Consider the following 24,339-nt stretch of genomic DNA (forward strand, 5'->3'; position numbering starts at 1 on the left):
AAATTGATCAACAAATTAGGTACAAACGTCTACACACGACGCCTCTGGGGACAAGCCTCGCATCCCCTTCAGGCAAAAAAAGCCGGATCCTCGGAAACCAAGAATCCAGCCTTAACCCGTACATCACCGCTGCTCCGGGGCAGCTGCGTGGGAATAGCTCTCCTGCGAACGAGCCTTTCAACGAAAAAACCGCCCGGCAGCAGCCGGACGGTTGTACTTGATTGTAGCGTATTGTTTATGGCAGGGCTGAACTTATCCTTCGGCCGTGACAAGCTGGTCGTCGAAATATACCGTTTTGCCGGTACGGGCCGACTCGTAAATGGCCTCAAGAACTTCCGTTACGACCAGCGCCTGTTCCGGTTTAACCATCGGCTCGGTATCGTTCAGAATGCTCTCGATCCAGAGACGGCATTCTCTGCCGGCTTGGCTCTCGGAATTGCCTGCGAAGTAGGCGACTCCGCCTGTCTTCAGCTCCGGCTTCTTCGTATAAAGCACACCAAGGTCCTCACCGTTAATGCGCAGGCCGTCCTTCATGTCCGCGCCGCCTTCCGTACCGGACAGGGAAGCCTGAGCTTCGCCCACGTCAAGCGTGTTGAGCGCCCAGCTCGCTTCCAGAATGACGGTTGCGCCGTTCTCCATCGTAATAAAGCCGAACGCGGAGTCCTCCACCTTAAATTCTTCCGCCTTCCATGGGCCAAAAGCGTTGGCAGGGCTTTCCTTGTCGCCGAGTTTGTAGTACACGTTGCCTTTGACGCTCTTTACCTTGTAGTTGTCCAGAAGCCAGAGCGTCAGGTCCAGCGCGTGCGTACCGATATCGATCAGCGGTCCGCCTCCCTGCTCATCCTCGTTCAGGAACACGCCCCATGTCGGCACGGCGCGTCTGCGGATCGCATGCGCTTTCGCAAAGTAAATGTCGCCGAGGTCGCCTCTTTCGCAAATTTGCTTGAGGGTCAGGGAATCCGGACGATAGCGGTTGTCATATCCGATCGTGAGCTTCTTGCCGGTCCGCTTGGCGGTCTCGACCATCGCTCTTGCTTCTTTGGCCGTCTTGGCCATTGGCTTCTCGCACATCACGTGTTTGCCCGATTCGAGCGCGTCAATCGTAATAAAGGAGTGAGATTTGTTCGGTGTGCACACATGCACGACGTCGATGCTTTCGTCTTTCAGCAATTCTTTGTAATCCGTGTAAATTTTGATCGTATCCTCTTTGCCGATTTTGCGCGCAGACTCGATGGCACGCTCTTCGATGATGTCGCAGAACGCCACCAGCTCCACGTTTTTCTGGTTAACCAGGTTCGGGATGTGCTTGCCGTTGGCGATGCCTCCGCAGCCCACGACTGCTACTTTCAATACTCGATCCGTATTTTGCGCCATGACTCATTCTCCTTTTTGTATATAAATTGGGATTGTTCCTGTTATTACAAAATTTCCCGCAAATACTTCAGGCTCTGGCCGATGCTGTCCAGCTGCGGAATTTCATATTCCTCCTGCTCGACCGTAAACCAGTTGACGCCGTACTGCTTGCCTGCCGCTGTAATGGCACGGAAATCCATGATGCCGGAACCGATTTCCGTATTCCGCTTGTCCTCCAGGCTCTTCATATCCTTGATGTGCAGAATGGCGCAGCGCTCTTTGTATTTGTTGATAAAGTCCACCGAGCGCAGTCCGGCGTGCTCCGCCCAATATGTATCCAGCTCGATGAACAGATGATCAGGGTCCGTATTGTTCACCAGCAGGTCCAGCCCGTATTCGCCATCGAATTTCTCAAATTCAATGCCGTGATTGTGGTAACCGAAGCGGATACCGCTCTGCTTGCAGCGTTCGCCGATGCGGTTGAACAGCTCCGCAGTACGCTTGTAGCTGTCAGCGCTGTTTCTCATTTCCTCCGGAAGACCGGGACAGATGATGTAAGCGCTATTAATTTCCTGCGAATACTCGATCGTCCGATCCAGGTGATCCGTCAGCTCGGATACGCCGATATGGCTGCCGGCCGCCTGCAGGCCATACTCGTCCAGCGCTTTCTTCAGATCCGAAGCGGAAGTATTGAAATAACCGGCGAATTCGACGCCATCGTAGCCGGTCTCCGCAACCTTCCGGAGCGTCCCGAGAAAATCAGTTCCTGTCAGTTCCTTGATTGAATATAACTGCAATGCCACCTTTTCCATCCTTTGCACCCCTTCCGTTGATACAAAGTAACGATACCAAAATCCCTCGATAAGTTATACAATGAACCTATTCTAATATATTAAATATTTGTCATTGTATAACGGGAGCGTGCGAAAATGACCGAGCCTTATTTTGAGTCGAACCGCCCATCCATCGGGACGATCCACTATCCGTACGAATGCATGATCCATCAAAGCGCCGGCAGCCGCTGGATCGTTCACGCCCACTGGCACATGTATATCGAGATACTTTATTTTCTTACGGGAAAAGCCAAGGTGTTCCTGGGAGGAGAGTCCCATACCCTGAGCAAAGGCGATCTGATCGTGATCCACTCGCATGAAACCCACTCCATCTATGCACTGGATGGGGAGCCGGTCTCTTATATTGTCATTAAATTCGATCCTGAAATTTTGTACTCGACGTCCAGAACCGTATTCGAATCGAAGTATGTGCTGCCGTTTACGATGGCGGAATCGAACAATCAGCGGATGTTCGCCGAGTCCGAAATCAAGGATACGGTCGTCCCGGGCCTGGTTCGCGAAATTTATGACGAATTCACGACCCGGTCTTACGGCTTCGAGCTCGCGGTCCGGACGCTGATCTGCAGGCTCTTCCTGTGGTTTTTGCGCGAATCGAAAAACCTCGGCCTCCATTGGGATGTTGCCCACTCCTTAAAGGAGATGGACATCCAGATGCTGCAGAAAGTGTTCGAGTACATCGACGATAACTACCGCTTTGACATCAACGCCCAGGCCGCCGCGCGGATCTGCAACCTGAGCTACAGCTATTTTTCGCGCCGCTTCAAAGCGATCATGGGCAAAACGTTTACCAATTATTTGAACTATATTCGGATTACCGAGGCGGAGAAGCTGCTCCTGACCACCGAGATGACCATGACGGAAATCGCCCAGGAGACGGGATTTTCGAGCTCAAGCTACTTTATCCAGCAGTTCAAGCAGTACAAGAACATTTCGCCGAGCCAGTTCCGTAAAAAGGTCAGCAGCGAAAATGTTGAAATCCAAAACTCCCTCATCCGCAAAGATATGATATAATAGTCCGGCGCAGCACCCTGCGCTTAATTGAAGAAAATCCGCGCGTTCCCGCGCGGGAGAGGTTCGCGAACTCCCTCTATAAAAAACTAAGACTGCCCTCTTTGGCCATAAAGACCGGGCTTGTTTTTTTACGGATCAGTTCAAGAATCCTCTCTCTTCTGCCGGAGATCAGGTGCTTTCCAGCCCTGCGCTTCCGGACCAAATCATGAAGGAGAGGTTTTTTTATGCTCAAAAACGAAAAAGCGGTCGTCGTGTTCAGCGGCGGCCAAGACAGTACGACCTGCCTGTTCTGGGCGCTCCGGCAGTTCAAGGAAGTCGAAACGGTTACGTTCGACTACGGTCAGCGCCACCGGCTTGAAATCGAATGTGCGCAGTCGATCGCCGCGGAGCTTGGCGTGAAGAACACCGTGCTGGACATGAGCCTGCTCAATCAGCTCGCCCCGAACGCGCTGACGCGAAGCGACATTGAAATCACGCAGGAGGAAGGCGAACTTCCCAGCACATTCGTGGATGGCCGGAACCATCTGTTCCTGAGCTTCGCCGCCGTGCTGGGCAAGCAATCCGGCGCCAGACATCTGGTCACCGGCGTATGCGAAACGGACTTCAGCGGTTACCCCGACTGCCGGGATGCTTTCGTCAAGTCCCTGAACGTGACGCTGAACCTCGCCATGGACTACGACTTTGCATCCATACGCCGCTGATGTGGCTCGACAAAGCGGAGACCTGGAAGCTTGCCGACGATCTGGGCGCCTTCCCGTTCGTACGTGAACGCACGCTGACCTGCTATAACGGCATCATCGGCGACGGGTGCGGCGAATGCCCTGCCTGCCGGCTGCGCAAGGCTGGTCTTGATAAATACCTTCAATCCAAGGCGGAGGCGCTGCAGCCATGACCAAGACTCCCGGCGAATTCCGCATCGTGGACCGGCTGCAAAAGCTGGGGGAAGACATCCAGCCATCCGACCTGCGCTATCATCATAAGAGGGTGCTTGTCAGCAAAGAGTTTACCTTCGACGCCGCGCATCACCTGCATGCCTATGAGGGCAAATGCAAAAACTTGCACGGCCATACGTATAAAGCCGTTTTTGGGATCAGCGCCTTTCCGGACGAGGTCGGCATTACCGCCGATTTCGGCCTGATCAAGCAAATCTGGAAGGAGCGGATCGAACCCTCCTTGGACCACCGCTATTTGAACGAAACGCTGCCTCCGATGAACACGACTGCCGAGAATATAGTCGTTTGGCTGTTTGAGCGGATGGAAGAGGCGCTTAACTGCGGGGATTACCGAATCGAAGGCGGCCGGACCGAATTCGTCCGTCTGTTCGAAACGCCGACGAGTTATGCCGAGGCGAGACGGGAGTGGATGTACGAATGAATATTCCCGTGCTTGAAATTTTCGGCCCGACGGTTCAGGGCGAAGGCATGGTCATCGGCCAGAAGACGATGTTCGTGCGCACGGCCGGCTGCGATTACCGCTGCTCCTGGTGCGACTCCGCATTTACATGGGACGGCAGTGCCAAGGCGGACATCCGCCAAATGAGTGCCGGCGACATCTGGGAGGAGCTTCAGCGGATCGGTGGCGAGCGCTTCTCCCACGTCACCCTGTCCGGCGGCAATCCCGCTCTGCTTCCCCAGCTCGGCTCGCTTGTGAGCCTGCTGGAAAGCTACGGGATCCGGATAGCAGTCGAAACCCAGGGCTCCCGCTGGCAGGACTGGCTTGACGACATTCACGAAGTCACACTGTCGCCGAAGCCGCCGAGCTCCGGCATGGAGACCGACTGGGAGATGCTGGACAGCATCGTGACCCGGCTTGCGGCCAGACCGGTCGCTTATGCGTACAGCTTGAAAGTCGTCGTCTTTGACGATGCCGATCTGGCCTATGCCGCCAAAGTCCATGCCCGATACCCGCAGGCGCCGATGTATCTTCAGGTCGGCAACCCCGACCTGAAGCGGATGGATATCGCGGGCCATGCCGCCGACCTGCTCGCCCGCTATGAGCGGCTCATCGACGTCGTGGTCGCTTCCCCCGAGCTGAACGCGGTCCGCGTGCTGCCCCAGCTTCACGCGCTGGTGTGGGGAAATAAGCGCGGCGTTTGACCAAATCTGCAGCAGCCTTAAGCTCGCAGATTCGGGCGGATGCCAGCTGAAAACAATTTCCTATTGAACAAACTAGAAACGATCCAGGAGGAATGACGATATGTCTGGAAGACAGCCTCACGAAATGAAGGATTTGACGCTTCTCGGCAACCAGGGGACCAAGTATGTGTTCCAATATGACCCTGAGCTGCTCGAGAGCTTTGATAACAAGCATGCCTACCGCGATTATTTCGTTAAATTTAATTTTCCCGAGTTTACCAGCCTGTGCCCGATCACGGGACAACCCGATTTCGCCACGCTTCATATCAGCTACATTCCCGACCAGAAAATGGTCGAGAGCAAGTCGCTGAAGCTGTACCTGTTCAGCTTCCGGAATCATGGAGACTTCCATGAAGACTGCATGAATATTATTATGAACGATCTGATCAAGCTGATGGATCCGCGCTATATTGAGGTATGGGGGAAATTCACGCCGCGGGGCGGCATTTCCATCGATCCGTACTGCAATTACGGTCGCCCGGGCACCAAGTATGAGCAGTGGGCGGAGCAGCGCATGATCAACCACGACCTGTATCCGGAGAAAATCGACAACCGTTAAGGCGATAAGCGGATATACGCAGCAGCCGTGGGATGAGATCCCCCACGGCTGCTTTGTATACCTGCGGCCGTCTTCTTAACTCTTCTTCTTAACTCTTCTTCTTAACTCTTCCTCTTTACGGCTCTTCCTTCGGCCATGCCGATTTGTCAATTTCTCAGTGGCACTTGGGCCATTGTTACATACGCTATGTTAACGACGGATTTGCTCAGGATATACCAGCGGCTTCTACCGGTGCTTTGCTTGATCATGAATATACAACACATAAAGAAGATAGACCTGCTGCCGCAAACTTTCCGGAAAGGAGCCCGCCATGCTCGTCTTCATTCTGCCTTCCCTCCACTTGCGCCACGCACAATCAACCGCCAGTTCCGTACAGCAGGAGCTCCCTGATTCGAATGTCGTCGTGCTGGAACATGGCAGTCTCGGTTCCCGGATGAACAAGGAGCTTGCCTCGTACCAGGAGTCCTACTTTCTGACGCTGCACGCGGGGGAGCGGCTGTTTCCGGGCATGGGTGCCTTCCTGCGCACAGAGCTTTGCCATCTTCCCGAAACGTCGGCCGGCTGCCTCTTCAGCCCCACAATCCCAGATGAGGGCGGACACGAACGGTTCCAGCCGCCCAGAGGCCCGCTGATCTGGCGCACGGCGCTGTCATGGCACCGCCATCACCAGGTTTCACGGAAACAGCTCTGCTGCCTTTCGAATCCTACATCCTGTTAGACCAGCTCTGCTGCCTTTCGAATCCTACATCCTGTTAGACAAACAATACCAGCTCAACGCCGCTTTTACCTGGACTTCTAACCGCAATTGTCCGGTGGTTCCGGCTGTCTCCTCCCCGTTACCCTGGCAAAAAAAGCGTGAGGAATGGGAGCTGCTGTGTCCGCTGCTCGCTGCACCGATCCAGGTTGAGCCGAGGACGGACGCGTCACATAAAGTGCCGCTGGTAACCGTCCTGTTATGTACTTATAATGATGCCGATTATATTCCTTGGGCTGTCCGTTCGGTCATGGCGCAAACGCTGCCCGATTGGGAACTCTTAATCATCGATGACGGGTCGACCGATCATACGGAGCATATCTTGGATTCGCTTTATCCGGACCACCGCATCCGAACCTGCCGGCTGGAACGCAATTCGGGAAAGGCCCATGCTCTGAATTCGGGATTGTCCATGGCGAGAGGAAGCTGGCTGCTCGAGCTCGATGCCGACGACTGGCTGTCCCCCGACTGCCTGGAACAGTTATACAGCAAGGCTAGCCTGCACATGCAGGCAGGCGTTATATATGCCGATCACGTTCAATGGGAGGAACGGAAAACAAGCAGCTGATCTATCAGGGCGTACGTACCGCGATTCATCCTTTCTCTACTGCCAGTGTAATCGAAGCAGGCATTCCCATCGCCCCGCGGATGTTCAATACAGCCAAGCTTAGATCGTTGTCCGGCTGGAGCACGGATTCCCCGTTCGGCGGCCGTTTGTACGAAGATATCGAAATCCTCGCCAGAATGTCGGGGTCCGCCGAATTGTTGCGTGTCAATAGGGCACTGTACCATCGGCGAATCCGCCTGCACAGCATTACGCACCGCCATGCAGATCATTACCCGGAATGGCTGAGCTGGATGAACGCCGGGGACAATGGGACTGAAACGGCCAGCAAGCTGCGGAACGGAATCAACACGTTGCTTCCATCCTGTTCAAGAACCTGCACATAATCTTCGCCAATCAGAATCAAAGTGCCGAATATGGTCCCCACTGGCGTTTCCAGCGTGACGCGTGTATTGATCCGCGGTGTGAGCAGGGCCACGATGCCTGTAGGTCCAGTACCCGGCGCTGGTCCCGGTTCTGGGGCTGGACCTGGACCTGGTGCCGGTCCGGGGCCTGGTGCTGGGCCTGGTGCCGGTCCTTGACCAATGCCCAAGCGGCTGTTCAGGGTGGCGACCTGCTGCTCCAGCGTGCTTACCCTGGCCGAAAGCTCCGCCACGGTGCCCGTTAAGCTCTGAAATTGCTGCTTCAATCTTAACAGCCGGTGCTTGATATCATGGATCAGCTTCAGAAGCGAACCCGGCTTTTTCTTATGGAAATGCCGCTTCTTTTTGTGATGTGCTGGAATACCGTAATCCTTCTTGTGCTTTTTCATGAGTACCAATTTCACTTGACCTACCTCCTTTATAGTCACTGGTACAATATGTAAATAGATAACGATGGGGACCAGGCCAAGTGGAAGTTGATCAAAATGCCCAGCGGTAAGCCTTTACCCGGGCAATTCTCCTAAAAATGATCAGCTCATATGGTGATATACCCAAACGTAAAGTTGACCCGGCACATATTTTGTACATAGACAAACGTTAGGGAGGAGAATAACGCTTGAACAAACCGAGGAACCGATCCAGGAAGGCATCCCGCCCATTGTCTGCCTCCGCGGCCGATAAACCAAAAAGCAATCATTCATCCAAGCCAAAACGTGCCCTCGACCCGCGTATAACCGCGCTTGCTTCACCGCGCGATTCTCTGCCGATGGAGCCTTTTCCAGGGCAGCACCTCGGGGCGTATTCGCCCCCTCGCTTGCCAATCACAGTGCCTATTGCGATGGAGCCTTCACAGGATCTTCGAACAGCAAAACCCGGTCCGGATTCGGCGGTACCCTATGACATCATCCGGTTTCCCGTTATTGACTGGGATTTCCGCTGGCAGCGTCCGCAGCAGTTGTCCCGGCAGTTTGCCGCACGAGGTCACCGCGTTTTTTATATAACGACGGACGTCGTCTCCATTTCGAAGGAGCGTGCCGCCAGGGATGAAGTCTGCCGCTATGTCAAATTCAAAATGGTGGACCGGAACATATGGCTGGTGACCCTCTGTGCCCATAGACGTTTAAACTTGTACCAGGACCAAATGGACGATTTGGATATCCAATATTTAAAATGGTCAATGGAGCATGTCCTTGCCAAATTTGCGGTCACCTCGTATGTAAACATCGTCGACCTTCCGTTTTGGACTCCGCTTGTTACAGCGATGAACCAGCACAACATCATGTATGACTGCATGGACGATCATGCCGGGTTTTCGACCAATCATGCCGACGTTATTCATCAGGAAGACCTGCTGATCCAAAAAGCAAATGTGGTGATCACTTCCTCGCAAGTGCTCCATCAGCGCGTTCGTGAGCTGAATCCCTCTTCGATTCTGGTGCGCAACGCGGCCGATGTCAGTCATTTCGCCGGCTGGGCGGACAGCGCCCCCGCAGAACTCAGCAGCATTACCGGCCCGGTGATCGGCTATTACGGCGCGATCTCGGATTGGTTTGATATCGGCTTGATTGAAACGATGGCCCGAAACAGGCCGGAATGGACCTTTGCCTTAATCGGCCATACGTTCGGCTGCGACACCTCCGGGGTGGAACAGCTGCCGAACGTCCTGCTGCTCGGGGAGAAGCCCTACGAGGAGCTTCCAGGCTATCTTCACCGGTTTGACTGCGCGATCATTCCGTTCGTCCAGAACAATTTGACCCAGGCGACAAACCCCGTCAAGCTCTATGAATATTTGGCGGCGGGCAAGCCGGTGGTTTCCACCCCTTTGCCCGAGCTGACCGAAATCGCTTCGGACATGGTGGAAATCGCGGATTCCCCCGGAGCGTTCGAAGCGGCGGTGGAGCGGACGCTCAGCATCGAGGCGGCGCAGCCAGAAGCCGCGAGATTTCGGCGTAAATTTGCCATGAGCAATACGTGGGGGCATCGATACGAAATGCTGCATCGGGCCATTGTACAGCATATTTTTCCGAAGGTCAGCATCGTCATCGTGACCCATAACAACTGGTCGTTCACAAGGCAGTGTCTGAACAGCCTGCTTCGGAAAGACGCCTATCCGAACATGGAGATCATTGTAGTCGACAACGGCTCCACCGATCAGACCCGAGTTCAGCTTGCGGCGTTGGCGCAGAAACCGGTGCAGACCGTCTTTTCACCCATCAATCTGGGGTTTGCCGAGGGGAACTCATTGGGAGCAAGCTGTGCCACCGGCGAATATCTGATTCTCCTTAATAACGATACGATCGTCCCCGACTCGACCTGGATTCCCAAGCTGATCCGGCCGTTCCAGGAACACAGCGATATCGCCATGACCGGACCGATGTCCAACCACGTAGGGAATGATCAGGCACTTGACTTTTTTATCGGTGACCCCGTACAAGGAGCGGATCCCGGCTGGCTGCAGGAGTTTTATGAAAATTACCGCGGACGCACCCGCGAAACCGGACTGCTCGGATTTTTCTGTGTGGCCATCCGGCGCAGCGCATTTGAAGAGATCGGGCAGCTGGACCGCCATTACGGCATCGGAATGTTTGAAGACGACGATTACTGTGAACGGGTCAAGCAAGCGGGCTACCGGATGGTGATCGTGGAAGACGCCTTTGTGTACCATCACGGCAGCGCAACGATCAAGAAGCTGAAAAGCCAGGAATATCAATCGCTCTGGGAACGAAACAAGCATTATTATGAAGCAAAATGGAGCAAGTCGTGGCAGCTGCCCAAAGGTCCGCTGAACCCCTTTAACCTGTCCGTAACCCCAGAAGAAGTCCGGGAAGCGGCCGATGCTCTCCATCCTGGGGAAAAACGTGTGCTGGTGCTTGGAGAACTGTCATGGAACGACGAATCTGCAAGATGGCAGCAGCTGGTGAAGCAGTTGGCCCAAAGGGACGATTGCACTGTGATTGTCTACACGCTGACATATCTTCAGCATCCCGTCGTCGGCATCCGCAAGGCCGGCCCCCGGCTGTATTTGACCAACCGGATCGATTTGTTCAGCCAGGTCAGCTTTGATTTAGCCGTTTATTGCGGGTCGCAGCAGGTGTTCGAAGAGATTCATGCCGATCGTTATGCGGTGGATAGAAAATGCTACCAGGTTAGTCAATTCGAGCCGCTGGCCGCCAAATTACCGGAAATTCAGCTGTACGATGAGCCTGAAGCGTCCCGGATCGTTCAGCAGTCTCTTGCATGATAGGCCTTTACGTCGATGGCTGTGTCATTCGTTTTGAGGCAAAGGGATGTCACGATAAAGCCCTCACCCGGATCCCGGATTACTCCCGGTTCGGCAGTGAGGGCTTTAGTTCTTTTCATGCTTCAAAGGTTTGGAGTGCTCTAACCATTGCCATTCAGCTGTTCCAAATAGCGCTGAATGACGGCCGGGTGCTCTCCATGAAAAGGGACCGTGGCAATTTGGTACTCTTTATGGCTGTAATTCCAATCCGGTTCCCCTACATTGTTCAGCAGATTGACATCTCCTCTGCGGTTGTCGTTATATTTGATCCGCTTGCCAATCGCATAGTGGTAATGGTATACGTTAACGTCGGCCCGTCCGCGCGGAAGGCTCCAAATGCTGGCTCCGCCGGCCGCTTCCAAAGTGCAGTGATGCTTCTCGTCCCGGTAACGGATGCCTTTACCGGCCCGCCACATCCGGGTGATGTCATTGGACCAGCGCTCATCCCCTGGACTGTTGACCCGAATCGTGTTCGGATCCCTCCAAAAGTTCACAAACGGAAATTGATAGACATCAACGGCGGTGTTCGCCATCAGCTCAGGCAGCAAATCCCGGAACCCGTCGTCCATCATTTCATCGATATCGAGGTTCATAATCCAGTCTCCGGTGGCCTGACCGATCAAAAAGTTCCGTACTTCCGATTCGTTCCAGTCCTCGGTATAGGGAAGACCTGTCTGCGGCATCGTAAACAGCCGGATCGGATACTTTGTCTCCAGCCGGGCAATATGCTCCAGGCTTCCGTCCGTGCTTCCCCCATCCACGATAATGATTTCATCGGCAAAGGCTGCCACGCTCTCCAGATACAAAGGAACAAAGGTCTCTTCGTTCAGGATCGGGACAATGACCGATAATGTCATAGATTCTGCTCCTTCCTTTCCTCTTCATCCCATGCTGCCCTTGTTACGACGGAACGCCTCACAGTCAGGGCTTACCCGCTTGCTTTTCCCGAATCAGTTCGTTCATCGACTCCCTGTCTCCGCGAGCAGCTCTGTATCGTTCAAAAAGTCTGTAATTATGCTCATAATGGGGGTTGCCCTGCGGACCTACGAAAGGATGCCAGAAATGGTACATCATTCCGTCGAGACGGATATGCTCGCCCACCAGTGTATCCATCGTATAAGCAAAAGCCTCGTCCTCGCCTCCCCAGCCGATGAAACGCTCATCATAACCGCCAATCCGTTCAAATGCGCCCCGGCCGACAATATTTAAGCCCCCGACGAAAAAGGCGGCATGTTCATCTCTAGTATCCGGTTCGGTTTCCAGGGGGCCAGATGGCTTCTCCCTCTATGACCAACCTGGAGATGCGCTGCGTCAGCCGGTTGATCCGGCTGAACGGAATGACCCACCGCCCCTGCTCGATCCAGCGGACCGAGTCGGCCACCAGCTGCGGGTCGTAGACGATATCACCGTCGGCAATAATGAAGATGCTGCCGCTTGCCCGGGACGCCGCCCGGTTAATCGCCCTGGATCTGCTGAAAGGTTCGTCCGCGCCGATCTCCCCGATGCAAATGTCCGCCGAGGGCAGAATATGCTTGTAAAACCGAAGGACAAAGGACAGCGCCTCATCCCTCGGCCCGCCGTCCGGCTGGTATGGGATCAGAACGGACAATTCGTCATGCATCCACATCTCACCTCCGCTTCCGATAGATTAACCGGCTTGCCGGTCTATGCTTTTCGAAAAACACCGAGTTCCCGGTATTTCCCTGTGCCGAACGTATCCGCCAGCTTTTCATAATGCTTAAAACCGGTATTCTCCATCAGCATCTTCTTCTCCGATTCAATGGCATCCCCGGATTCCCAGAAGAGCAGACCGCAGACGCTCCGGTCCAGCTGGGCAAGAAACCGCCTGCAAGCTTCCGGATCTTTCATCATGTGATAAAAAACGGTCAGCAGCAGTCCGATATCATATTGCTGCACGGCTTCGGATTCTTCAAAACGCTCCGTCATGACGGAAAATGCCGTCCGTTCCATCGCGTTCAGCTTGTGAAGGAGGGCATAGTGGAACGGATCCGGTTCCACCCCGGTGACGTCCGCCCCTTCCCTGACAAAATGCCTGGAATAGTAACCGATGTTGCAGCCGATGTCCAGGACGCTCCGCCCTTTCAGCTTCCCTGGCCCCAAAAACCGGGAAATATGGTCAAGCCTCGTTGGATATGTCTCGTCCCGCTCGCTGCGCATATCATAAAACTGCGGGTGTAAGATCGGCGTGTAAATCAGCGTTCGCTGCTGGCCCTGCATCGTCTGCTCGACGTCAGCCGCTGCCGCGGAGTGAAGCCAGACCGTATAATCCTGCAGCGGGATTCGGACCGGAATCCTCCGAAAGCCGAGGCAGTACAAAAAACAGGCTCTGTGATGTCCGTCTAAAACGTTGAAATATCCGGCTGGATTCCATTTCACTTTGACCGGATGATCGAAAAAAAAGTCCGATCCGCTGCGGAGCTCAGACTGCATATTTTCGTATTCCATCCGTCTTTGAATCAACAGCCCTTTGCGGGACATTGGAGGGGTTATTCCCCGAGTTGCATGAATCTGCTCATACCAATCCAGGTAAGCATCCGGCGCAGCCCCCGGCTCCCCGGCAAAGGAACGGTACAGCTCCCGGTGCGGAACGAGCCGCATGATGGAAATGTCGGCATACTGAAGATGGTGTTCGTACCAACGGTCAGTAAAAGATTTGATCAGATGGTCGGTACGGGCCGATCGAACATCCAATTCGGTGAACAGCAGCTCCACAGGGATTTCAGTAACTACGTAATCTCTGCTGGCATCATGCCCTGTCATATGGCGCTTCCCCCATTCGGTGTTGATATTGACCAAAGCCTCTGACCTTTAACCGTGCGGCTGTGGGCCCTGGAACAAATAAGTGGCAAAGTCACGCTGAATATAATCCTTGAACATGCGCTTGGAGGCGGTCGGATACCGGTCCAGCTCCTCCTCCGTCCAAACGCTGCGATGGGTTTCGTATTCGTTGCCGTATTCGGCGCCCTGCGGCCAATCAGGCCCAATCGGAACGTTCAAGAGCAGGCTGCGGCATTGCTTCAGACAGGCTTCAAGCAGCCCAATCCCGCGCTCCTTCTCAAAATGCTCAAGGACATCGCCCACAATGATCAGATCATAGGCTCCAAGCTGCCGTTTCATCATCAGTTCGTAGGCATCCCCAATATATATATGGTTGTAAAAGTATGGATGATAGTCGTCCACATTTTTCGGAAAAACTTCGACCCCCTCGATCCTCGTCTGCCACTGCTCTCGAAAGACTCGCCCCTGCCAGACATCTAGAAATTCCCTGCAGAGCATGCCCCACCGGCCGAACCCGACCCCGATGTCAAGAATGCTGGACGGATCCGCCTGCCGGATGAGTTCCACGCAATAGGACAGGTTCTGCCAGTTGGATGTGCCCATGTGAGTCTTCACCTCCTAAATTCCGAACAAAACGGCGAGCCAGCGTTTCACGCCTGCCTCGATGGTCCAGCGCGCTTCGATTTCCGTTCTGCACATCCGCCCGATTTCCCATAAACGCGATCTTTCCTGCAGGCAGCCATCAATGGCCTGGATAAATGCCCCGGGATCGTCGCGGTCCAAAATTAAATGATGCCCGCTGGGATGAGCCGCTTCCTTAACGTATCCGACGTTGGTGGACAACACCGGTTTGCCGCTGGCAAAAGCCTCTAGCGCCGTCGCTCCGCCCCCTTCATTCGCCGACGTAATCAGTAGCAGGTCAATATCCCGATAGAAGCGCGGCATCTCTTCATGCGCATATGCTCCTGCCGTTTCAACGAAACGCACTTCCTGCCGGCCGGCAAAATGACTTTTGATCGGCTCGTACAGAGCCGCATAACGTTTGGATGCCTTTCCCGGATCTCCCGCCCACCCGATGACGAGCGGCCGGCCTTCCTGCTCCAAGGGCTCCCCGTCCGCAGGAACGGGATGGAACAGCACATGGTCGACAAAGTGTCCGATATGGCGGACGGAAGCAGCCGGTGCCATCGCTGCGAGGCATTCGGTCAGCTTCAGATTCATCGACCCGATCGAGCCGATGCGGGGAATCACCAGGCGCAGAAAATCGGGATCGGGTTCCGGCTTGTCAGCCCATTCACGGAACGTGTCGTAATTTTTGCTGAAATAATAATAGGAAACCGCAGCGGATGAATCGATCCGGATATGCTTAAAGATGGCAAATGCCGCCAGGCCCAGGCACATGGCGGAGATGCGGGAATATTCCCGGTTCAGCGCCTCGCTGCCCCTGCTCCCGATGCTCTCCTCCAGTTGTTTGGCGGACATGATATCCAGGCAGGGATGATGCTGTTGAATGATCTTGGCCGTCTTGCCCAGGATCCACCAGTCGACATCGTAAATAAGCAGATGCTTTTCGACCGTCCTCGCCTCCTGTCAGGCTTCTGGCTGGAATATAGCCCGCCAGCCGCCGTAACTGAATTACGTCCTATACGATCATATTCCAGCGCAGAGCCGCGAGTTACGGGAGGGGGCAAAATATGGGACCGACTCAGCAAAAAAAGGCAGAAACCGCATGGGTTTCTGCCTTTTTGCTCATTATTGAAGCAGCTGTTTCATTCTCTGTATGGTCTCGTCATTGTATGGCAGGTTCACCGTGGCACGAAGATCATAAGAATCCTCCACCTGGAACGTAATATGGCTGAATTCAAGCAGCCCCACGCGCGGATGGTAGATTTTTTTTCGGCCTTCCTTGACGTTCAGCACATCATGCTGGGGCCACCATGTCCTGAATTCCTCGCTTTCCTTGTTCAAATCTTCAATCATCCCGCTCCACCATGGATCCTCGACATTGAGTCCGTATCCCGCACGAAACTGGGCGAGCCGAAGCCGGGCGTTTTTCTCCCAGCCCTCGCCCAGAAGCTCCTTCGTATAGGGAGAAACGAACATTCTCCAAACCGAGTTCCGCTCCCTGACCGTCATCTGCTCATAATCGCCGAACACGAGCCGTGCCGCCCTGTTCCAGCCGACGATATCCCAGCGGGAATTGGCCACAAACGCCGGATGTTCCCCCTGTTCGTCCAGGAATGTCTGCAGGAGCGGACTGATCGCCATTTCCGGCTGCTGATAATGAAACGGCAGAAGTCTCGAAGCCAGCAGAAACAGATGCTTCGTTTCATTCTCATCCAGCTGCAGCGCCCTGGCGATGCTCTCGAGCACCTGAGTGGACACAGAGATGTCCCTTCCCTGTTCAAGCCAGGTGTACCAATCGACACTCACGCCAGCAAGCAGCGCCACCTCCGCCCGCCGAAGGCCGGGCGTTCTTCGTCTCCCTCCGCCGGGGAGACCCGCCTGTTCCGGAGTCAGACGGGCCCGCCGGGTCTGCAAAAATTCGGCAAGCTGGCTCGTACGCTGATGCGTTGTCTCCATGTAAAGACCCTCCATTTTCTATCCGAAGTGGGCAAGATGACCGATACCTAGGAGTACCACTCCTAGGATAAACCGCTCTCTTCATCCCCGTTTCTTCTGAATATACACTATACAACACATCGATGGGTTTGAAAAAGATCATAGGAGGGGTTATGGAATGAATGGAACATCCATCACGGCCGGGACCAAGCCGGCCAACCAAAGAAAACGGTCTTCCTGGCTGCTTGCAGGGCTGTCCCTTGGCTACTTCATCGTGCTGCTAGACACGACGGTCGTCACGGTCGCGCTCCCTGCCATCCGGGAAGCGCTGGGCGGCGGACTCAGCGGAATGAGCTGGGTAACGGGCGCGTATACGATGGTATTTGCCAGCATGCTGCTGGGCATGGGTGCGCTGGCCGATCGATTGGGGGCAGCCCGCGTATTCTTGGGCGGGATTGTCCTGTTTATGCTGGCTTCGGTCCTCTGCGCCGTTTCGCCTGCTATCGGCTGGCTGATCGGCTTCCGTGCGCTGCTCGGCATCGGCGGAGCGGCACTGCTGCCGTCTTCCCTGACGATCATTGCGGAGACCTTTACGGACCCCGCCCGCCGGACCAAGGCGCTAGGCATCTGGGCGGCGGTGTCGGGCTTGGCGCTTGCCGCCGGTCCGATCATCGGCGGCATTCTGGTCGACACCCTGGGGTGGCAGAGCATTTTTCTGCTGAATATCCCCGTAGGCATCCTCAGTTGGCTATGTACATGGGCGAACGTTAACTTTTCGGCCCGGAAACCCGCACCGTCCGGCATGGATCCGGCCGGTCAGCTTGCCGGCCTGCTGGGCGTTGCGGCACTGACGAGCGCTTTTATGGAAAGCGAAGACCTCGGGTGGGGATCACCCGTCATTCTTGTTCTGTTTGCCGCCGCCGCCCTGCTGATCGGCTTGTTCGTCTGGCTCGAAAAGCGAAGCCATTCGCCGATGCTGCCCCTGTCCTTGTTCAGATCAGCAGGTATGGAGCAGCACGCACCATCGGTACAGGATTTCTCCTGGCATGCACCGGAATGCTGATCCAGGCTCCCCTTCCTGTAGATATAGGGTATATTCCCACCGGGATTTCACTTGCGCTGATCGGCTGCGGCATCTCATTCATCCTGCCGCCGCTCGTCTCCGTCGTGATGAGTGCAGCGCCGCAGGGCAAGACGGGAACGGCTTCCGGCGCGCTGAATGCCTTCCGTCAGCTCGGCGCTACGCTGGGAGTGGCGCTGCCCGGCGTCCTCATGGCCGCAGCCCCCGATTTGTCCCATGGCGTCATGAGTTCCTTGCTGTTGACAGGCATTTTGTGCCTGGCTGGAAGCGTGCTCGTTTTCCTCTATATCGGGGGCACATCAACCAGTTCGTCTCGAAACCGCTAATCGTCAAAAAGCGTGCCAGGAATTTTATTCCGTTGGCACGTTTTTTTGCTTGCGGGCCGGCGCGGATTGACTTCCTCCATTTTGATATGACAAGCTTGATGAGGAGGAGGAAGACCCTCTGCTGCAGACATTGGGTACTATCCTGCGTGAGGGTCAGGAGCAGGGCGTTTTCGGGGACTTTCACCTTTCCGTCATGTCCAACATGATTCAAGGCGCGATCGGGGAATACATGCTGAACCCGGCGGTCATCGGCAGGGTCGACCTGGAGACCTACAGCAGCGAACTTGTCCGTATCATTCATCGGGCCGTCCGGGCGTAAACAGGCAGCTTATTCTTCCCATACGTCTTCCAGGGGAAGCCCTTTCTCCTCTCTGGCCGCATCGACGACCGATTGAATAAATGCCGTTTTGGCCCGGGTGTAAGCATTCATCGATTCAGCGCTTCGTGCCGCCTGCATTTTAATGGCTCCGTACTCCTCTACGAGCTCCGGATGGCGGCGCAAGTAATCGCGGAGCAGAATTTCATTGCGGGTATGGAACTGTTCGTCATAAGGCATCAGATGAACATTGTGCGTCCAGATTCCCTCTGTCGATTTGGCAAATAAATGCCTTCCGCGCATCCCGGTCTCAACGTAAGAATAGCTGGCCGGATCCAGCAGGTCTTTGTAATAAGCAGCCGGACGGAACGGATTCACGCCCACGAACATATCGACCACTGGCTTGGCCTGTTGGCCGGGAATGGCCGTGCTGCCGACATGCTCGAACACGACCGCATCCAAGCCCGCTATTCCGGACAGCCGTTCTTTCTCCATAGCGAACCCTTCCGCCCATTCCGGCAAATAATCCACAATTTCGATTACGCAGTCCATCACGCACACCTCTTTCGTATGTTTTGCCACCCAACGGCCGGACCCTAAGTTGCGACCGCTTCCGTGCCTTTCCATCATACACACCCCAGCCGGCAGTTCCAACCCTGTTTTTCCCTGGCTAACAGCACAAAAAAACCGCGCATGCGCGCGGCTCGGGCTTATTTGCCCGTTGTTAGGTTCACCGTATTGGAGGCTCCGTCCCACACGACCGAGTAACCAGATATTTCCGACATGTTGCGAAGCGGAAGCATCAGCGAATTCCCCTGAAACCGGGAGGCGGTGATGTTTACCGTTTTGCCGTTCACGACAGCCTTGCCGGAGAGCGCCTTATGGGTAATCTTGCGATTTCCCGTGTAGACCGTCACCGTTTGGGTGCTGGCGTTCCATTCAACCGTCCCGCCCAACAGCTCGAAGCAAGCGCGAAGCGGAATATAAATGCGGGAATCGACCATGATCAAATCCTGCTTCAGCTGAGCTTCCCTTCCATTCACTACTAGCTTACCGTCAAACGACTGCACACCCACCGCATAGCCGTGATTTCGGGCGATCGTTTCAAAACTTTGGCTGGAGGTTGTTATAATAGCCATCGTATGCAGGGGCACCTGCTCGAACAGCCAGTGGATCTCGTCATTGTACATGCGGATGCATCCCGCGCTGACGTACTTTCCGATTGAGTTTTTGTTGCTGTTGCCGTGGATGGCGTACGTCGTCCCCATCGTCCCATTGACATTGAGGCCGATCCAACGGTCACCGAGCGGATTGCGGGGATCGCCTCCCGGGATCTTTTCCTTGTAATAGGGACGGTTTTTAATCTTGTTGACGATTTCAAACGTTCCTTCCGGCGTCAGGTCTGGCGACTTGCCCGTCGCCACCCTGAACTCCTTAACCAACTTTCCGCTGCTAAAATATGCCAGTTTATTCGTCTTTTTATTGACGATAATGAGGTCTTGCGAGGCGATTTTTGCCTCGGCCCCGGCCGGAAACATCCAGCAAAAGGACAGAACTAGAACGAGTGCTGCCGCGGCATAACGGCGATAAAGGCTGCGGACTGACAGTGGCGAACTCCCTCCCTTCAGATGGTAAACCCATATTCAATATATGGCGCGGGGGCGATGTCCTACGACCGTCTAATTTCAAGCAAGCGGTTCCAAAATGTTTTGTAAGCGTTTATAATGTTCCTAGAACGGACACATTTTAGGGATTTAAAGGAGTGATGATGCTGCTGCAGTACCATATAGCCGCGATGGGAGGCCGAAAACGATGGCAAAATACCGAATCTTATTAACGTGTTTATTGCTTGTTGCTTTCATGGTTAGCGGATGTTCTAGCGGGTCTTCATCTAATAGCAAAGTGAAAACGCTTACTCTTTGGTACTGGAACCGGAGTCTGGACGATAATTTGATCAACGCGGTCCAGAAGCAGTTTCCGGGAATTCGCATCAACGCCCAAAAAATCGGGGGCGACTTCAAATCCAAGCTGAAAACGACGCTGGCTGCCGGCAGTGGCGGTCCGGATATCGTCGCCTTTAACGACTGGGTCACCGAGCTGTTCCCAAGCGCCGACCGCTTCTACAACCTGTATGATCTCGGAGCGAAGGACATCGAAGGGGACTACCTGGACTGGAAATGGCAGCTTGGGGTCACGCCGAAGGGCGAAATGATCGCCATGCCGATCGACACGGGCCCGACCGCATTGTTTTACCGTGCGGACCTGTTCGAGCAAGCGGGGCTCCCGACCGATCCGGAAGAGGTTCATCAGATGATGGGCACTTGGGAAGACTATTTCGCCGCAGGCGAGAAGCTGCAGAAGGCGCTCGGCGGCAAGGTGAAGCTGCTGGACAACATCGGCCAAGTCTACAGCCAGGTCAATGCGCAGTCGGATAAAATTTATTTTGATAGAAATGAAAATTTCATCGGTGAGGATCCTTCCTCCTCCATGAAGAAGGCATGGGACCTGGCTGTCAAAGCCTCTCAAATGGGGCTGCTCGCCAATGCCAGCACGTTCTCCTCCGAGTGGAACGCCGCGATGAACAACGGCAAAATCGCTTCCTTCGTGAGCGCCGTATGGGCGAAGCAAATCCTGATGGACGCGGCCCCGGATACGGCGGGTAAATGGCGCGTCGCGAGAGCTCCGGGCGGAGACGGCAACAACGGCGGCTCGTTCCTCGCTATTATGAAAACGAGTAAATACCCGAAAGAATCCTTTGAGGTGATGAGCTGGCTCCTGAATCCCGAAAACCAGGTAACCAGCTTCAAGGAACTTAACTTGTTCCCATCCGCCTCCAAGGCGCTCGATTCGGACGTCATGAAGCAGAAAGAGGACTTTTTCGGCGGGCAGGCTACCGGTGAAATTTTTACGGAGTCCGCGCGCAACGTGAAGCCCTCCTATTTCGGCACGAAATACGCCAACCTGAACGGCATCGTGAGCCGCGAGCTGTCATCGGTCGCCCTTCAGGGCAAAAACCCGGATAAGGCATGGAACGATGCACTATCCAGAGTGAAAAAGGAGCTGCTGCGTTAAACGGTCATACCATCCCGACAATGGAGGTAGAGTCTTATGGGTCAACCATTACAGAAGCGAACTCAATTCGATCCCGGCAGCTCCATGCAGTCGCCGGAGCGGAAGCGGAGATTGGGGTCTGAAATATGGAAGCACCGGAAAGAATACCTGGCCATCTCCCCATTCTATATTTTGTTTGCCGTCTTCGGCTTGTTCCCGATCCTGTTCTCGATGTATCTTTCTTTCCAAAAATGGGACGGCATCGGCGTCATGACCTTTAACGGTCTGAACAATTATCAGTTCATGGTCACCGATCCGGAATTTTGGAAGGCGGTCGGCAACACACTTTTGATCTGGATTTATTCGACCATTCCGATGCTGTTCTTCGCGCTCATCATTGCGTTTTTGCTGAATGCGTCGTTCGTGCGGTTCCGTACCTTCTTCCGGATCGGTTACTTTCTGCCGAACGTCACTTCACTCGTTGCGGTGGCGATTGTGTTCAGTACCGTATTCTCCAACAACTACGGACTTTTGAATTATTTCCTTTCCCTGTTCGGGATTTCCCCTGTGGAATGGCTGAACAAAACCTGGGGCATCCAGCTGGCCGTATCTATCATGGTCATTTGGCGCTGGGTCGGTTACAATGCCATCATTTATTTGGCGGGACTCCAGAGCATACCTACGGTCCTCTATGAGGCAGCCAAAATTGACGGAGCCACCGGCATCCAGTCCTTTTTCCGCATCACAATCCCGAATTTACGGCCTATCATTCTTTTTACCGTCATTACTTCAACCATCGGAGGCATGCAGATTTTCACCGAATCGCAAGTGCTCGTCGGCAACGACGGCGGCGTCAGCGGCGGAGGTCTGACGATCGTTCTCTACCTGTACCGCGAGGCATTCGTGAACAATTACTTCGGCTACGGCTCGGCCGTCGGCTGGGGCATGTTCATATTGATTGCCCTCATCTCGATCTTCAACTGGCGGGTAGTTCAGGGCGGCGGTGCCAAAGATGAATAAACGGGGTGATAAGCATGGTTAAAAGGAAGTATTCTATCCTGCTGTATTTCGGATTGATCGTCGGACTCATCGTTTCCATTTTTCCTTTTTACTGGCTGGCCGTCATGGCTACACGTACCACGGCGGAAATCTACAGCTTCCCGCCCAAGTTCTGGTTCGGGACGCAGTTCATCAGCAATGTAACGCGGGTGTTTCAGAACATCGATTTCTTCGGCGCGTTTCTCAACACGCTGTTTGTAGCCTGCTGCAGTACCTTACTGGTCCTGTTCTTTGATTCTCTGGCAGGCTTTACGTTTGCAAAATTCAAGTTTCCCGGCAAAAAGTGGCTGTTTGTCCTGCTGCTCGCCACAATGATGGCGCCGTCGCAGCTCTCGCTCGTTCCTTCTTTCGTCATCATGGCGAAGTTCGGGTGGGTAGGCTCCTTCAAGGCGCTGATCATTCCCGGCATGGCCAACGCCTTCGGCATTTTCTGGATCCGCCAGTACGCGGAGGAATCCGTTCCTTCCGAACTGCTGGATGCCGGCCGCATCGACGGCTGCGGCTTCTTCCGGCTCTATTGGAACGTCGCGATCCCGATCCTTCGCCCGGCGTTGTCCTTCCTGGGAGCGTTCACCTTCATCGGTTCCTGGAACGATTATCTCTGGCCGCTGATCATTCTAAACGACGAGCGTAAATTTACGCTGCAGGTGGCGCTCTCCTCCCTGAACGGAATTTATGTGACCGATTATGCGATGGTCATCGCGGGCACGCTGCTCGCCGTCATTCCACTCATCATCTTGTTCCTGTTTGTCAGCAAGCAGTTTATTTCCGACATCGCAGCCGGGGCGATCAAAAGCTGACGGGCTTGCCTGTACTTATGGAAAAGGGAGTCTGATGCTGGTCCCGATAAACTGCGGGCTTCTGTCAAAAGAAGCATTGCAAAATGAAAAAGGAAAACCCGCCCATTCGGGCGGGTTTTCACGCTTTTTATAAGCAAGCATATCAGGGTGCCATTAACGCTTGAACACGACGTCGACAGCGATCGGCCGGTGGTCTGAAGCTTCCGTGGCGATTACCCGTTGATTCGAATGCTGAACTTCAGGCGACGTTACGATGTAATCGATCGTTTCGGACGGCTGGTCGGCCGGAAACGTATAGGCATCCCCAACGCCTTGAAAGCTGTTGACGAATAAGCCGCTGTCTAACAGAGCCTGAAATTCCGGACTGTCGGGTTCCGCATTAAAATCGCCCATAAGAAGCTTTGGTCCCTTCACCGTGGAAGCCAGGTTAACGATTTCCTGAACCTGCGCCTTCCGGCTTGCGGCATCGAGTCCCAGATGCGTATTATACACATCCACATGAACTCCCCGTAAATTGACCACCGCATGCAGAACGCCCCGCTGCTCATCGCCGAAGCTGCTGAGCAGCACGTTGTCAGAGCGGAGGATCGGATACTTGCTCAGGATAGCAGTTCCATATTGACGGTTGTTCGTCTGGCCTTCCGCCGGTTCCCAATCCAGATTGGCGCCATACGCGTAGTGATAGCCGAGCAAGCCTGCTAATTCCTTGGCTTGGTCCTGAAAGTCGCTCCGCTCTCCGAAAAACCGGTCCACTTCCTGAAGGCCAACGATCTCCGCGCCGGAATCCCGGATCACATCCGCAATTCGTTTCAGGCTAAGCTGTTCATCCAAACCGACGCCATGATGTATGTTGTACGACATCACGGTTGTGCGAATTTCCTTGCCAGTCCCGTGACCAGCCGCCATGGCGCTCGTTGAGAACAAAGATACGATCAGCAGGCTGACGATCGATGTGATGAAGTGTTTTTTCATGATTAACTCTCCCTTCAAAGGTTAGATAACGACTTCTATTCATGAAGAAGCGATTCCGCATCGCGAAGCAGGTACTCCGCAGCGTCGGTGGATACATGTTTTCCCTTTTGAGCGTTGACTTCATGGATAAAGCTGCTTACATTTTGATTCTGCAGCTTTTTCAGCAAGCTATTCGCAATTCCTTTGTTGTCAATCCAGCCGGCTTCTGCGAAACGCTGAACCAATTCCTCGAGAGCCGCGTTGCTTGTTTTCACTTCAAAATCAACGGACTTTGCGCTCGTATTCCCCGCCAAATCGCTGGCTTTAACAGTGAACGTATGCGCTCCCAGAGCCAGCTCGTACATTGGCGTGTCTTTTACATCCGTCAGAACTTTTCCATCCAGCAGGACTTCCGTTTTCGCGTTATCGACACCTGTCAAGGCATCCGATATTTCAAATCG

Annotated in this window: 28 protein-coding genes, 2 pseudogenes and 1 riboswitch; of the genes and pseudogenes, 15 read left to right on the forward strand and 15 right to left on the reverse strand. The window is 54.3% G+C overall.

The features are described 5' to 3' along the window. A partial coding sequence (locus CPT76_RS38365; RefSeq protein ID WP_219845425.1) for a hypothetical protein occupies window positions 1–221 on the forward strand: 221 nt, incomplete at its 5' end. 31 nt (window positions 222–252) lie between these two features. Here the strand turns inward: CPT76_RS38365 and CPT76_RS14305 are convergent. Next, the gene (locus CPT76_RS14305) at window positions 253–1,374 is read right to left on the reverse strand and encodes a Gfo/Idh/MocA family protein (protein WP_105443382.1); all 1,122 of its coding nucleotides are present in this window, start codon (window positions 1,372–1,374) and stop codon (window positions 253–255) included. A 44-nt stretch (window positions 1,375–1,418) separates the two neighbouring features. Then, window positions 1,419–2,156, reverse strand: a complete 738-nt coding sequence (locus tag CPT76_RS14310) for a sugar phosphate isomerase/epimerase family protein (protein WP_163873271.1) — start codon at window positions 2,154–2,156, stop codon at window positions 1,419–1,421. Between the two features lie 126 nt (window positions 2,157–2,282). Here CPT76_RS14310 and CPT76_RS14315 point away from each other — a divergent pair, with 126 nt between their 5' ends. From CPT76_RS14315 to CPT76_RS37395, 7 genes and pseudogenes are all read left to right on the forward strand, one after another. Beyond that, window positions 2,283–3,218 (forward strand): AraC family transcriptional regulator, encoded by a 936-nt coding sequence (locus CPT76_RS14315; protein WP_076167260.1) that lies wholly within the window; start codon window positions 2,283–2,285, stop codon window positions 3,216–3,218. Window positions 3,219–3,270: 52 nt separating this feature from the next. After that, a riboswitch (PreQ1 riboswitch) is annotated at window positions 3,271–3,314 on the forward strand. Window positions 3,315–3,442: 128 nt separating this feature from the next. Beyond that, window positions 3,443–4,110: pseudogene (gene queC, locus CPT76_RS14320) on the forward strand (7-cyano-7-deazaguanine synthase QueC). Further along, entirely contained in the window at window positions 4,107–4,592 is a 486-nt protein-coding gene (gene queD / locus CPT76_RS14325) for a 6-carboxytetrahydropterin synthase QueD (RefSeq protein ID WP_105443383.1), read from the forward strand. Before queC ends, queD begins: the two are co-directional and overlap by 4 nt. Next, window positions 4,589–5,314, forward strand: coding sequence for a 7-carboxy-7-deazaguanine synthase QueE (queE, locus tag CPT76_RS14330; protein ID WP_105443384.1), 726 nt, complete (start codon window positions 4,589–4,591; stop codon window positions 5,312–5,314). The genes queD and queE overlap by 4 nt, the downstream gene beginning before the upstream one ends. A 100-nt stretch (window positions 5,315–5,414) precedes the next feature. After that, window positions 5,415–5,912, forward strand: coding sequence for a preQ(1) synthase (gene queF, locus CPT76_RS14335; RefSeq protein WP_076167270.1), 498 nt, complete (start codon window positions 5,415–5,417; stop codon window positions 5,910–5,912). Window positions 5,913–6,222: 310 nt separating this feature from the next. After that, window positions 6,223–6,630 (forward strand): hypothetical protein, encoded by a 408-nt coding sequence (locus CPT76_RS14340; RefSeq protein WP_105443385.1) that lies wholly within the window; start codon window positions 6,223–6,225, stop codon window positions 6,628–6,630. 214 nt (window positions 6,631–6,844) lie between these two features. Next, window positions 6,845–7,234, forward strand: coding sequence for a glycosyltransferase family 2 protein (locus CPT76_RS37395; RefSeq protein WP_181152849.1), 390 nt, complete (start codon window positions 6,845–6,847; stop codon window positions 7,232–7,234). 268 nt (window positions 7,235–7,502) lie between these two features. Here CPT76_RS37395 and CPT76_RS37400 read toward each other — a convergent pair whose 3' ends face one another. After that, a complete protein-coding gene (locus CPT76_RS37400) occupies window positions 7,503–8,057 on the reverse strand; it encodes a hypothetical protein (RefSeq protein ID WP_181152850.1) in 555 nt (184 codons plus the stop codon). Window positions 8,058–8,467: 410 nt separating this feature from the next. On the opposite strand from CPT76_RS37400, the gene CPT76_RS14360 reads away from it, so the two are divergent. Beyond that, window positions 8,468–10,894, forward strand: coding sequence for a glycosyltransferase (locus CPT76_RS14360; protein WP_258168443.1), 2,427 nt, complete (start codon window positions 8,468–8,470; stop codon window positions 10,892–10,894). Window positions 10,895–11,034: 140 nt separating this feature from the next. On the opposite strand, the gene CPT76_RS14365 is transcribed toward CPT76_RS14360, so the two are convergent. The 8 genes and pseudogenes from CPT76_RS14365 to CPT76_RS14390 form a co-directional block, all read right to left on the reverse strand. Then, window positions 11,035–11,790, reverse strand: a complete 756-nt coding sequence (locus CPT76_RS14365; RefSeq protein WP_105443388.1) for a glycosyltransferase — start codon at window positions 11,788–11,790, stop codon at window positions 11,035–11,037. Between the two features lie 64 nt (window positions 11,791–11,854). Beyond that, on the reverse strand, window positions 11,855–12,046 hold the full coding sequence (locus CPT76_RS39680; protein ID WP_258168446.1) for a hypothetical protein: 192 nt from the start codon (window positions 12,044–12,046) through the stop codon (window positions 11,855–11,857). Window positions 12,047–12,100: 54 nt separating this feature from the next. Continuing rightward, a pseudogene (locus CPT76_RS42090) lies at window positions 12,101–12,196 on the reverse strand (hypothetical protein); the annotation flags it as partial. After that, the gene (locus tag CPT76_RS39685) at window positions 12,174–12,554 is read right to left on the reverse strand and encodes a glycosyltransferase family protein (protein ID WP_258168448.1); all 381 of its coding nucleotides are present in this window, start codon (window positions 12,552–12,554) and stop codon (window positions 12,174–12,176) included. The gene CPT76_RS39685 and the pseudogene CPT76_RS42090, both read right to left, overlap by 23 nt. A gap of 44 nt (window positions 12,555–12,598) precedes the next feature. Continuing rightward, window positions 12,599–13,714, reverse strand: a complete 1,116-nt coding sequence (locus tag CPT76_RS14375) for a class I SAM-dependent methyltransferase (protein WP_105443389.1) — start codon at window positions 13,712–13,714, stop codon at window positions 12,599–12,601. A gap of 48 nt (window positions 13,715–13,762) precedes the next feature. Next, entirely contained in the window at window positions 13,763–14,335 is a 573-nt protein-coding gene (locus CPT76_RS14380; protein ID WP_105443390.1) for a class I SAM-dependent methyltransferase, read from the reverse strand. A 15-nt stretch (window positions 14,336–14,350) separates the two neighbouring features. Beyond that, a complete protein-coding gene (locus CPT76_RS14385) occupies window positions 14,351–15,214 on the reverse strand; it encodes a glycosyltransferase family 4 protein (protein WP_258168452.1) in 864 nt (287 codons plus the stop codon). A 270-nt stretch (window positions 15,215–15,484) separates the two neighbouring features. Next, on the reverse strand, window positions 15,485–16,315 hold the full coding sequence (locus tag CPT76_RS14390) for a helix-turn-helix transcriptional regulator (protein WP_089546845.1): 831 nt from the start codon (window positions 16,313–16,315) through the stop codon (window positions 15,485–15,487). 157 nt (window positions 16,316–16,472) lie between these two features. Between CPT76_RS14390 and CPT76_RS14395 the strand changes: the two genes are divergently transcribed. The 3 genes from CPT76_RS14395 to CPT76_RS14400 all read left to right on the forward strand — a co-directional run bounded on the left by CPT76_RS14395 (window position 16,473) and on the right by CPT76_RS14400 (window position 18,020). Continuing rightward, window positions 16,473–17,357 carry an MFS transporter gene (locus tag CPT76_RS14395; RefSeq protein ID WP_258168453.1) on the forward strand — a complete coding sequence of 295 codons (885 nt, stop codon included), beginning with the start codon at window positions 16,473–16,475 and terminating at the stop codon, window positions 17,355–17,357. Beyond that, the gene (locus tag CPT76_RS39690) at window positions 17,351–17,701 is read left to right on the forward strand and encodes an MFS transporter (protein ID WP_258168455.1); all 351 of its coding nucleotides are present in this window, start codon (window positions 17,351–17,353) and stop codon (window positions 17,699–17,701) included. The genes CPT76_RS14395 and CPT76_RS39690 overlap by 7 nt, the downstream gene beginning before the upstream one ends. Before the next feature lie 130 nt (window positions 17,702–17,831). Then, window positions 17,832–18,020 (forward strand): hypothetical protein, encoded by a 189-nt coding sequence (locus CPT76_RS14400; RefSeq protein ID WP_105443392.1) that lies wholly within the window; start codon window positions 17,832–17,834, stop codon window positions 18,018–18,020. A gap of 9 nt (window positions 18,021–18,029) precedes the next feature. Here the strand turns inward: CPT76_RS14400 and CPT76_RS14405 are convergent, their stop codons facing one another. Both CPT76_RS14405 and CPT76_RS14410 read right to left on the reverse strand, forming a co-directional pair. After that, the gene (locus CPT76_RS14405) at window positions 18,030–18,569 is read right to left on the reverse strand and encodes a GrpB family protein (protein WP_181152851.1); all 540 of its coding nucleotides are present in this window, start codon (window positions 18,567–18,569) and stop codon (window positions 18,030–18,032) included. A 158-nt stretch (window positions 18,570–18,727) separates the two neighbouring features. Next, entirely contained in the window at window positions 18,728–19,645 is a 918-nt protein-coding gene (locus tag CPT76_RS14410) for a L,D-transpeptidase family protein (protein WP_374954677.1), read from the reverse strand. A 322-nt stretch (window positions 19,646–19,967) separates the two neighbouring features. Between CPT76_RS14410 and CPT76_RS14415 the strand changes: the two genes are divergently transcribed. The 3 genes from CPT76_RS14415 to CPT76_RS14425 all read left to right on the forward strand — a co-directional run bounded on the left by CPT76_RS14415 (window position 19,968) and on the right by CPT76_RS14425 (window position 22,927). Continuing rightward, window positions 19,968–21,089 carry an ABC transporter substrate-binding protein gene (locus tag CPT76_RS14415; protein ID WP_234489205.1) on the forward strand — a complete coding sequence of 374 codons (1,122 nt, stop codon included), beginning with the start codon at window positions 19,968–19,970 and terminating at the stop codon, window positions 21,087–21,089. An 84-nt stretch (window positions 21,090–21,173) separates the two neighbouring features. Continuing rightward, the gene (locus CPT76_RS14420) at window positions 21,174–22,088 is read left to right on the forward strand and encodes a carbohydrate ABC transporter permease (RefSeq protein WP_234489277.1); all 915 of its coding nucleotides are present in this window, start codon (window positions 21,174–21,176) and stop codon (window positions 22,086–22,088) included. A 14-nt stretch (window positions 22,089–22,102) separates the two neighbouring features. Next, complete coding sequence (locus CPT76_RS14425; RefSeq protein WP_105443396.1) at window positions 22,103–22,927, forward strand: carbohydrate ABC transporter permease; 825 nt, start codon at window positions 22,103–22,105, stop codon at window positions 22,925–22,927. A gap of 153 nt (window positions 22,928–23,080) precedes the next feature. Here CPT76_RS14425 and CPT76_RS14430 read toward each other — a convergent pair whose 3' ends face one another. Together CPT76_RS14430 and CPT76_RS14435 are read right to left on the reverse strand one after the other, a co-directional pair. Next, window positions 23,081–23,899, reverse strand: coding sequence for an endonuclease/exonuclease/phosphatase family protein (locus CPT76_RS14430; RefSeq protein WP_105443397.1), 819 nt, complete (start codon window positions 23,897–23,899; stop codon window positions 23,081–23,083). 35 nt (window positions 23,900–23,934) lie between these two features. Further along, on the reverse strand, window positions 23,935–24,339 hold a 405-nt coding region (locus tag CPT76_RS14435; protein WP_483870049.1), incomplete at its 5' end, for an Ig-like domain-containing protein.

This window comes from Paenibacillus sp. AR247, from assembly GCF_002968895.1.
Taxonomy (GTDB): Bacteria; Bacillota; Bacilli; order Paenibacillales; family Paenibacillaceae; genus Paenibacillus_AQ; species Paenibacillus_AQ favisporus.

Bases quoted from the DNA above. Each gene is read 5' to 3' on its own strand.
- CPT76_RS14305 (WP_105443382.1), bottom strand. From the start codon at position 1,374: ATGGCGCAAAATACGGATCGAGTATTGAAAGTAGCAGTCGTGGGCTGC.
- CPT76_RS14315 (WP_076167260.1), top strand. From the start codon at position 2,283: ATGACCGAGCCTTATTTTGAGTCGAACCGCCCATCCATCGGGACGATC.
- queD (WP_105443383.1), top strand. From the start codon at position 4,107: ATGACCAAGACTCCCGGCGAATTCCGCATCGTGGACCGGCTGCAAAAG.
- queE (WP_105443384.1), top strand. From the start codon at position 4,589: ATGAATATTCCCGTGCTTGAAATTTTCGGCCCGACGGTTCAGGGCGAA.
- queF (WP_076167270.1), top strand. From the start codon at position 5,415: ATGTCTGGAAGACAGCCTCACGAAATGAAGGATTTGACGCTTCTCGGC.
- CPT76_RS14340 (WP_105443385.1), top strand. From the start codon at position 6,223: ATGCTCGTCTTCATTCTGCCTTCCCTCCACTTGCGCCACGCACAATCA.
- CPT76_RS14365 (WP_105443388.1), bottom strand. From the start codon at position 11,790: ATGACATTATCGGTCATTGTCCCGATCCTGAACGAAGAGACCTTTGTT.
- CPT76_RS39680 (WP_258168446.1), bottom strand. From the start codon at position 12,046: ATGGATACACTGGTGGGCGAGCATATCCGTCTCGACGGAATGATGTAC.
- CPT76_RS39685 (WP_258168448.1), bottom strand. From the start codon at position 12,554: ATGCATGACGAATTGTCCGTTCTGATCCCATACCAGCCGGACGGCGGG.
- CPT76_RS14375 (WP_105443389.1), bottom strand. From the start codon at position 13,714: ATGACAGGGCATGATGCCAGCAGAGATTACGTAGTTACTGAAATCCCT.
- CPT76_RS14380 (WP_105443390.1), bottom strand. From the start codon at position 14,335: ATGGGCACATCCAACTGGCAGAACCTGTCCTATTGCGTGGAACTCATC.
- CPT76_RS14385 (WP_258168452.1), bottom strand. From the start codon at position 15,214: ATGTCCGCCAAACAACTGGAGGAGAGCATCGGGAGCAGGGGCAGCGAG.
- CPT76_RS14390 (WP_089546845.1), bottom strand. From the start codon at position 16,315: ATGGAGACAACGCATCAGCGTACGAGCCAGCTTGCCGAATTTTTGCAG.
- CPT76_RS14395 (WP_258168453.1), top strand. From the start codon at position 16,473: ATGAATGGAACATCCATCACGGCCGGGACCAAGCCGGCCAACCAAAGA.
- CPT76_RS39690 (WP_258168455.1), top strand. From the start codon at position 17,351: ATGCTGATCCAGGCTCCCCTTCCTGTAGATATAGGGTATATTCCCACC.
- CPT76_RS14405 (WP_181152851.1), bottom strand. From the start codon at position 18,569: ATGGACTGCGTAATCGAAATTGTGGATTATTTGCCGGAATGGGCGGAA.
- CPT76_RS14420 (WP_234489277.1), top strand. From the start codon at position 21,174: ATGCAGTCGCCGGAGCGGAAGCGGAGATTGGGGTCTGAAATATGGAAG.
- CPT76_RS14425 (WP_105443396.1), top strand. From the start codon at position 22,103: ATGGTTAAAAGGAAGTATTCTATCCTGCTGTATTTCGGATTGATCGTC.
- CPT76_RS14430 (WP_105443397.1), bottom strand. From the start codon at position 23,899: ATGAAAAAACACTTCATCACATCGATCGTCAGCCTGCTGATCGTATCT.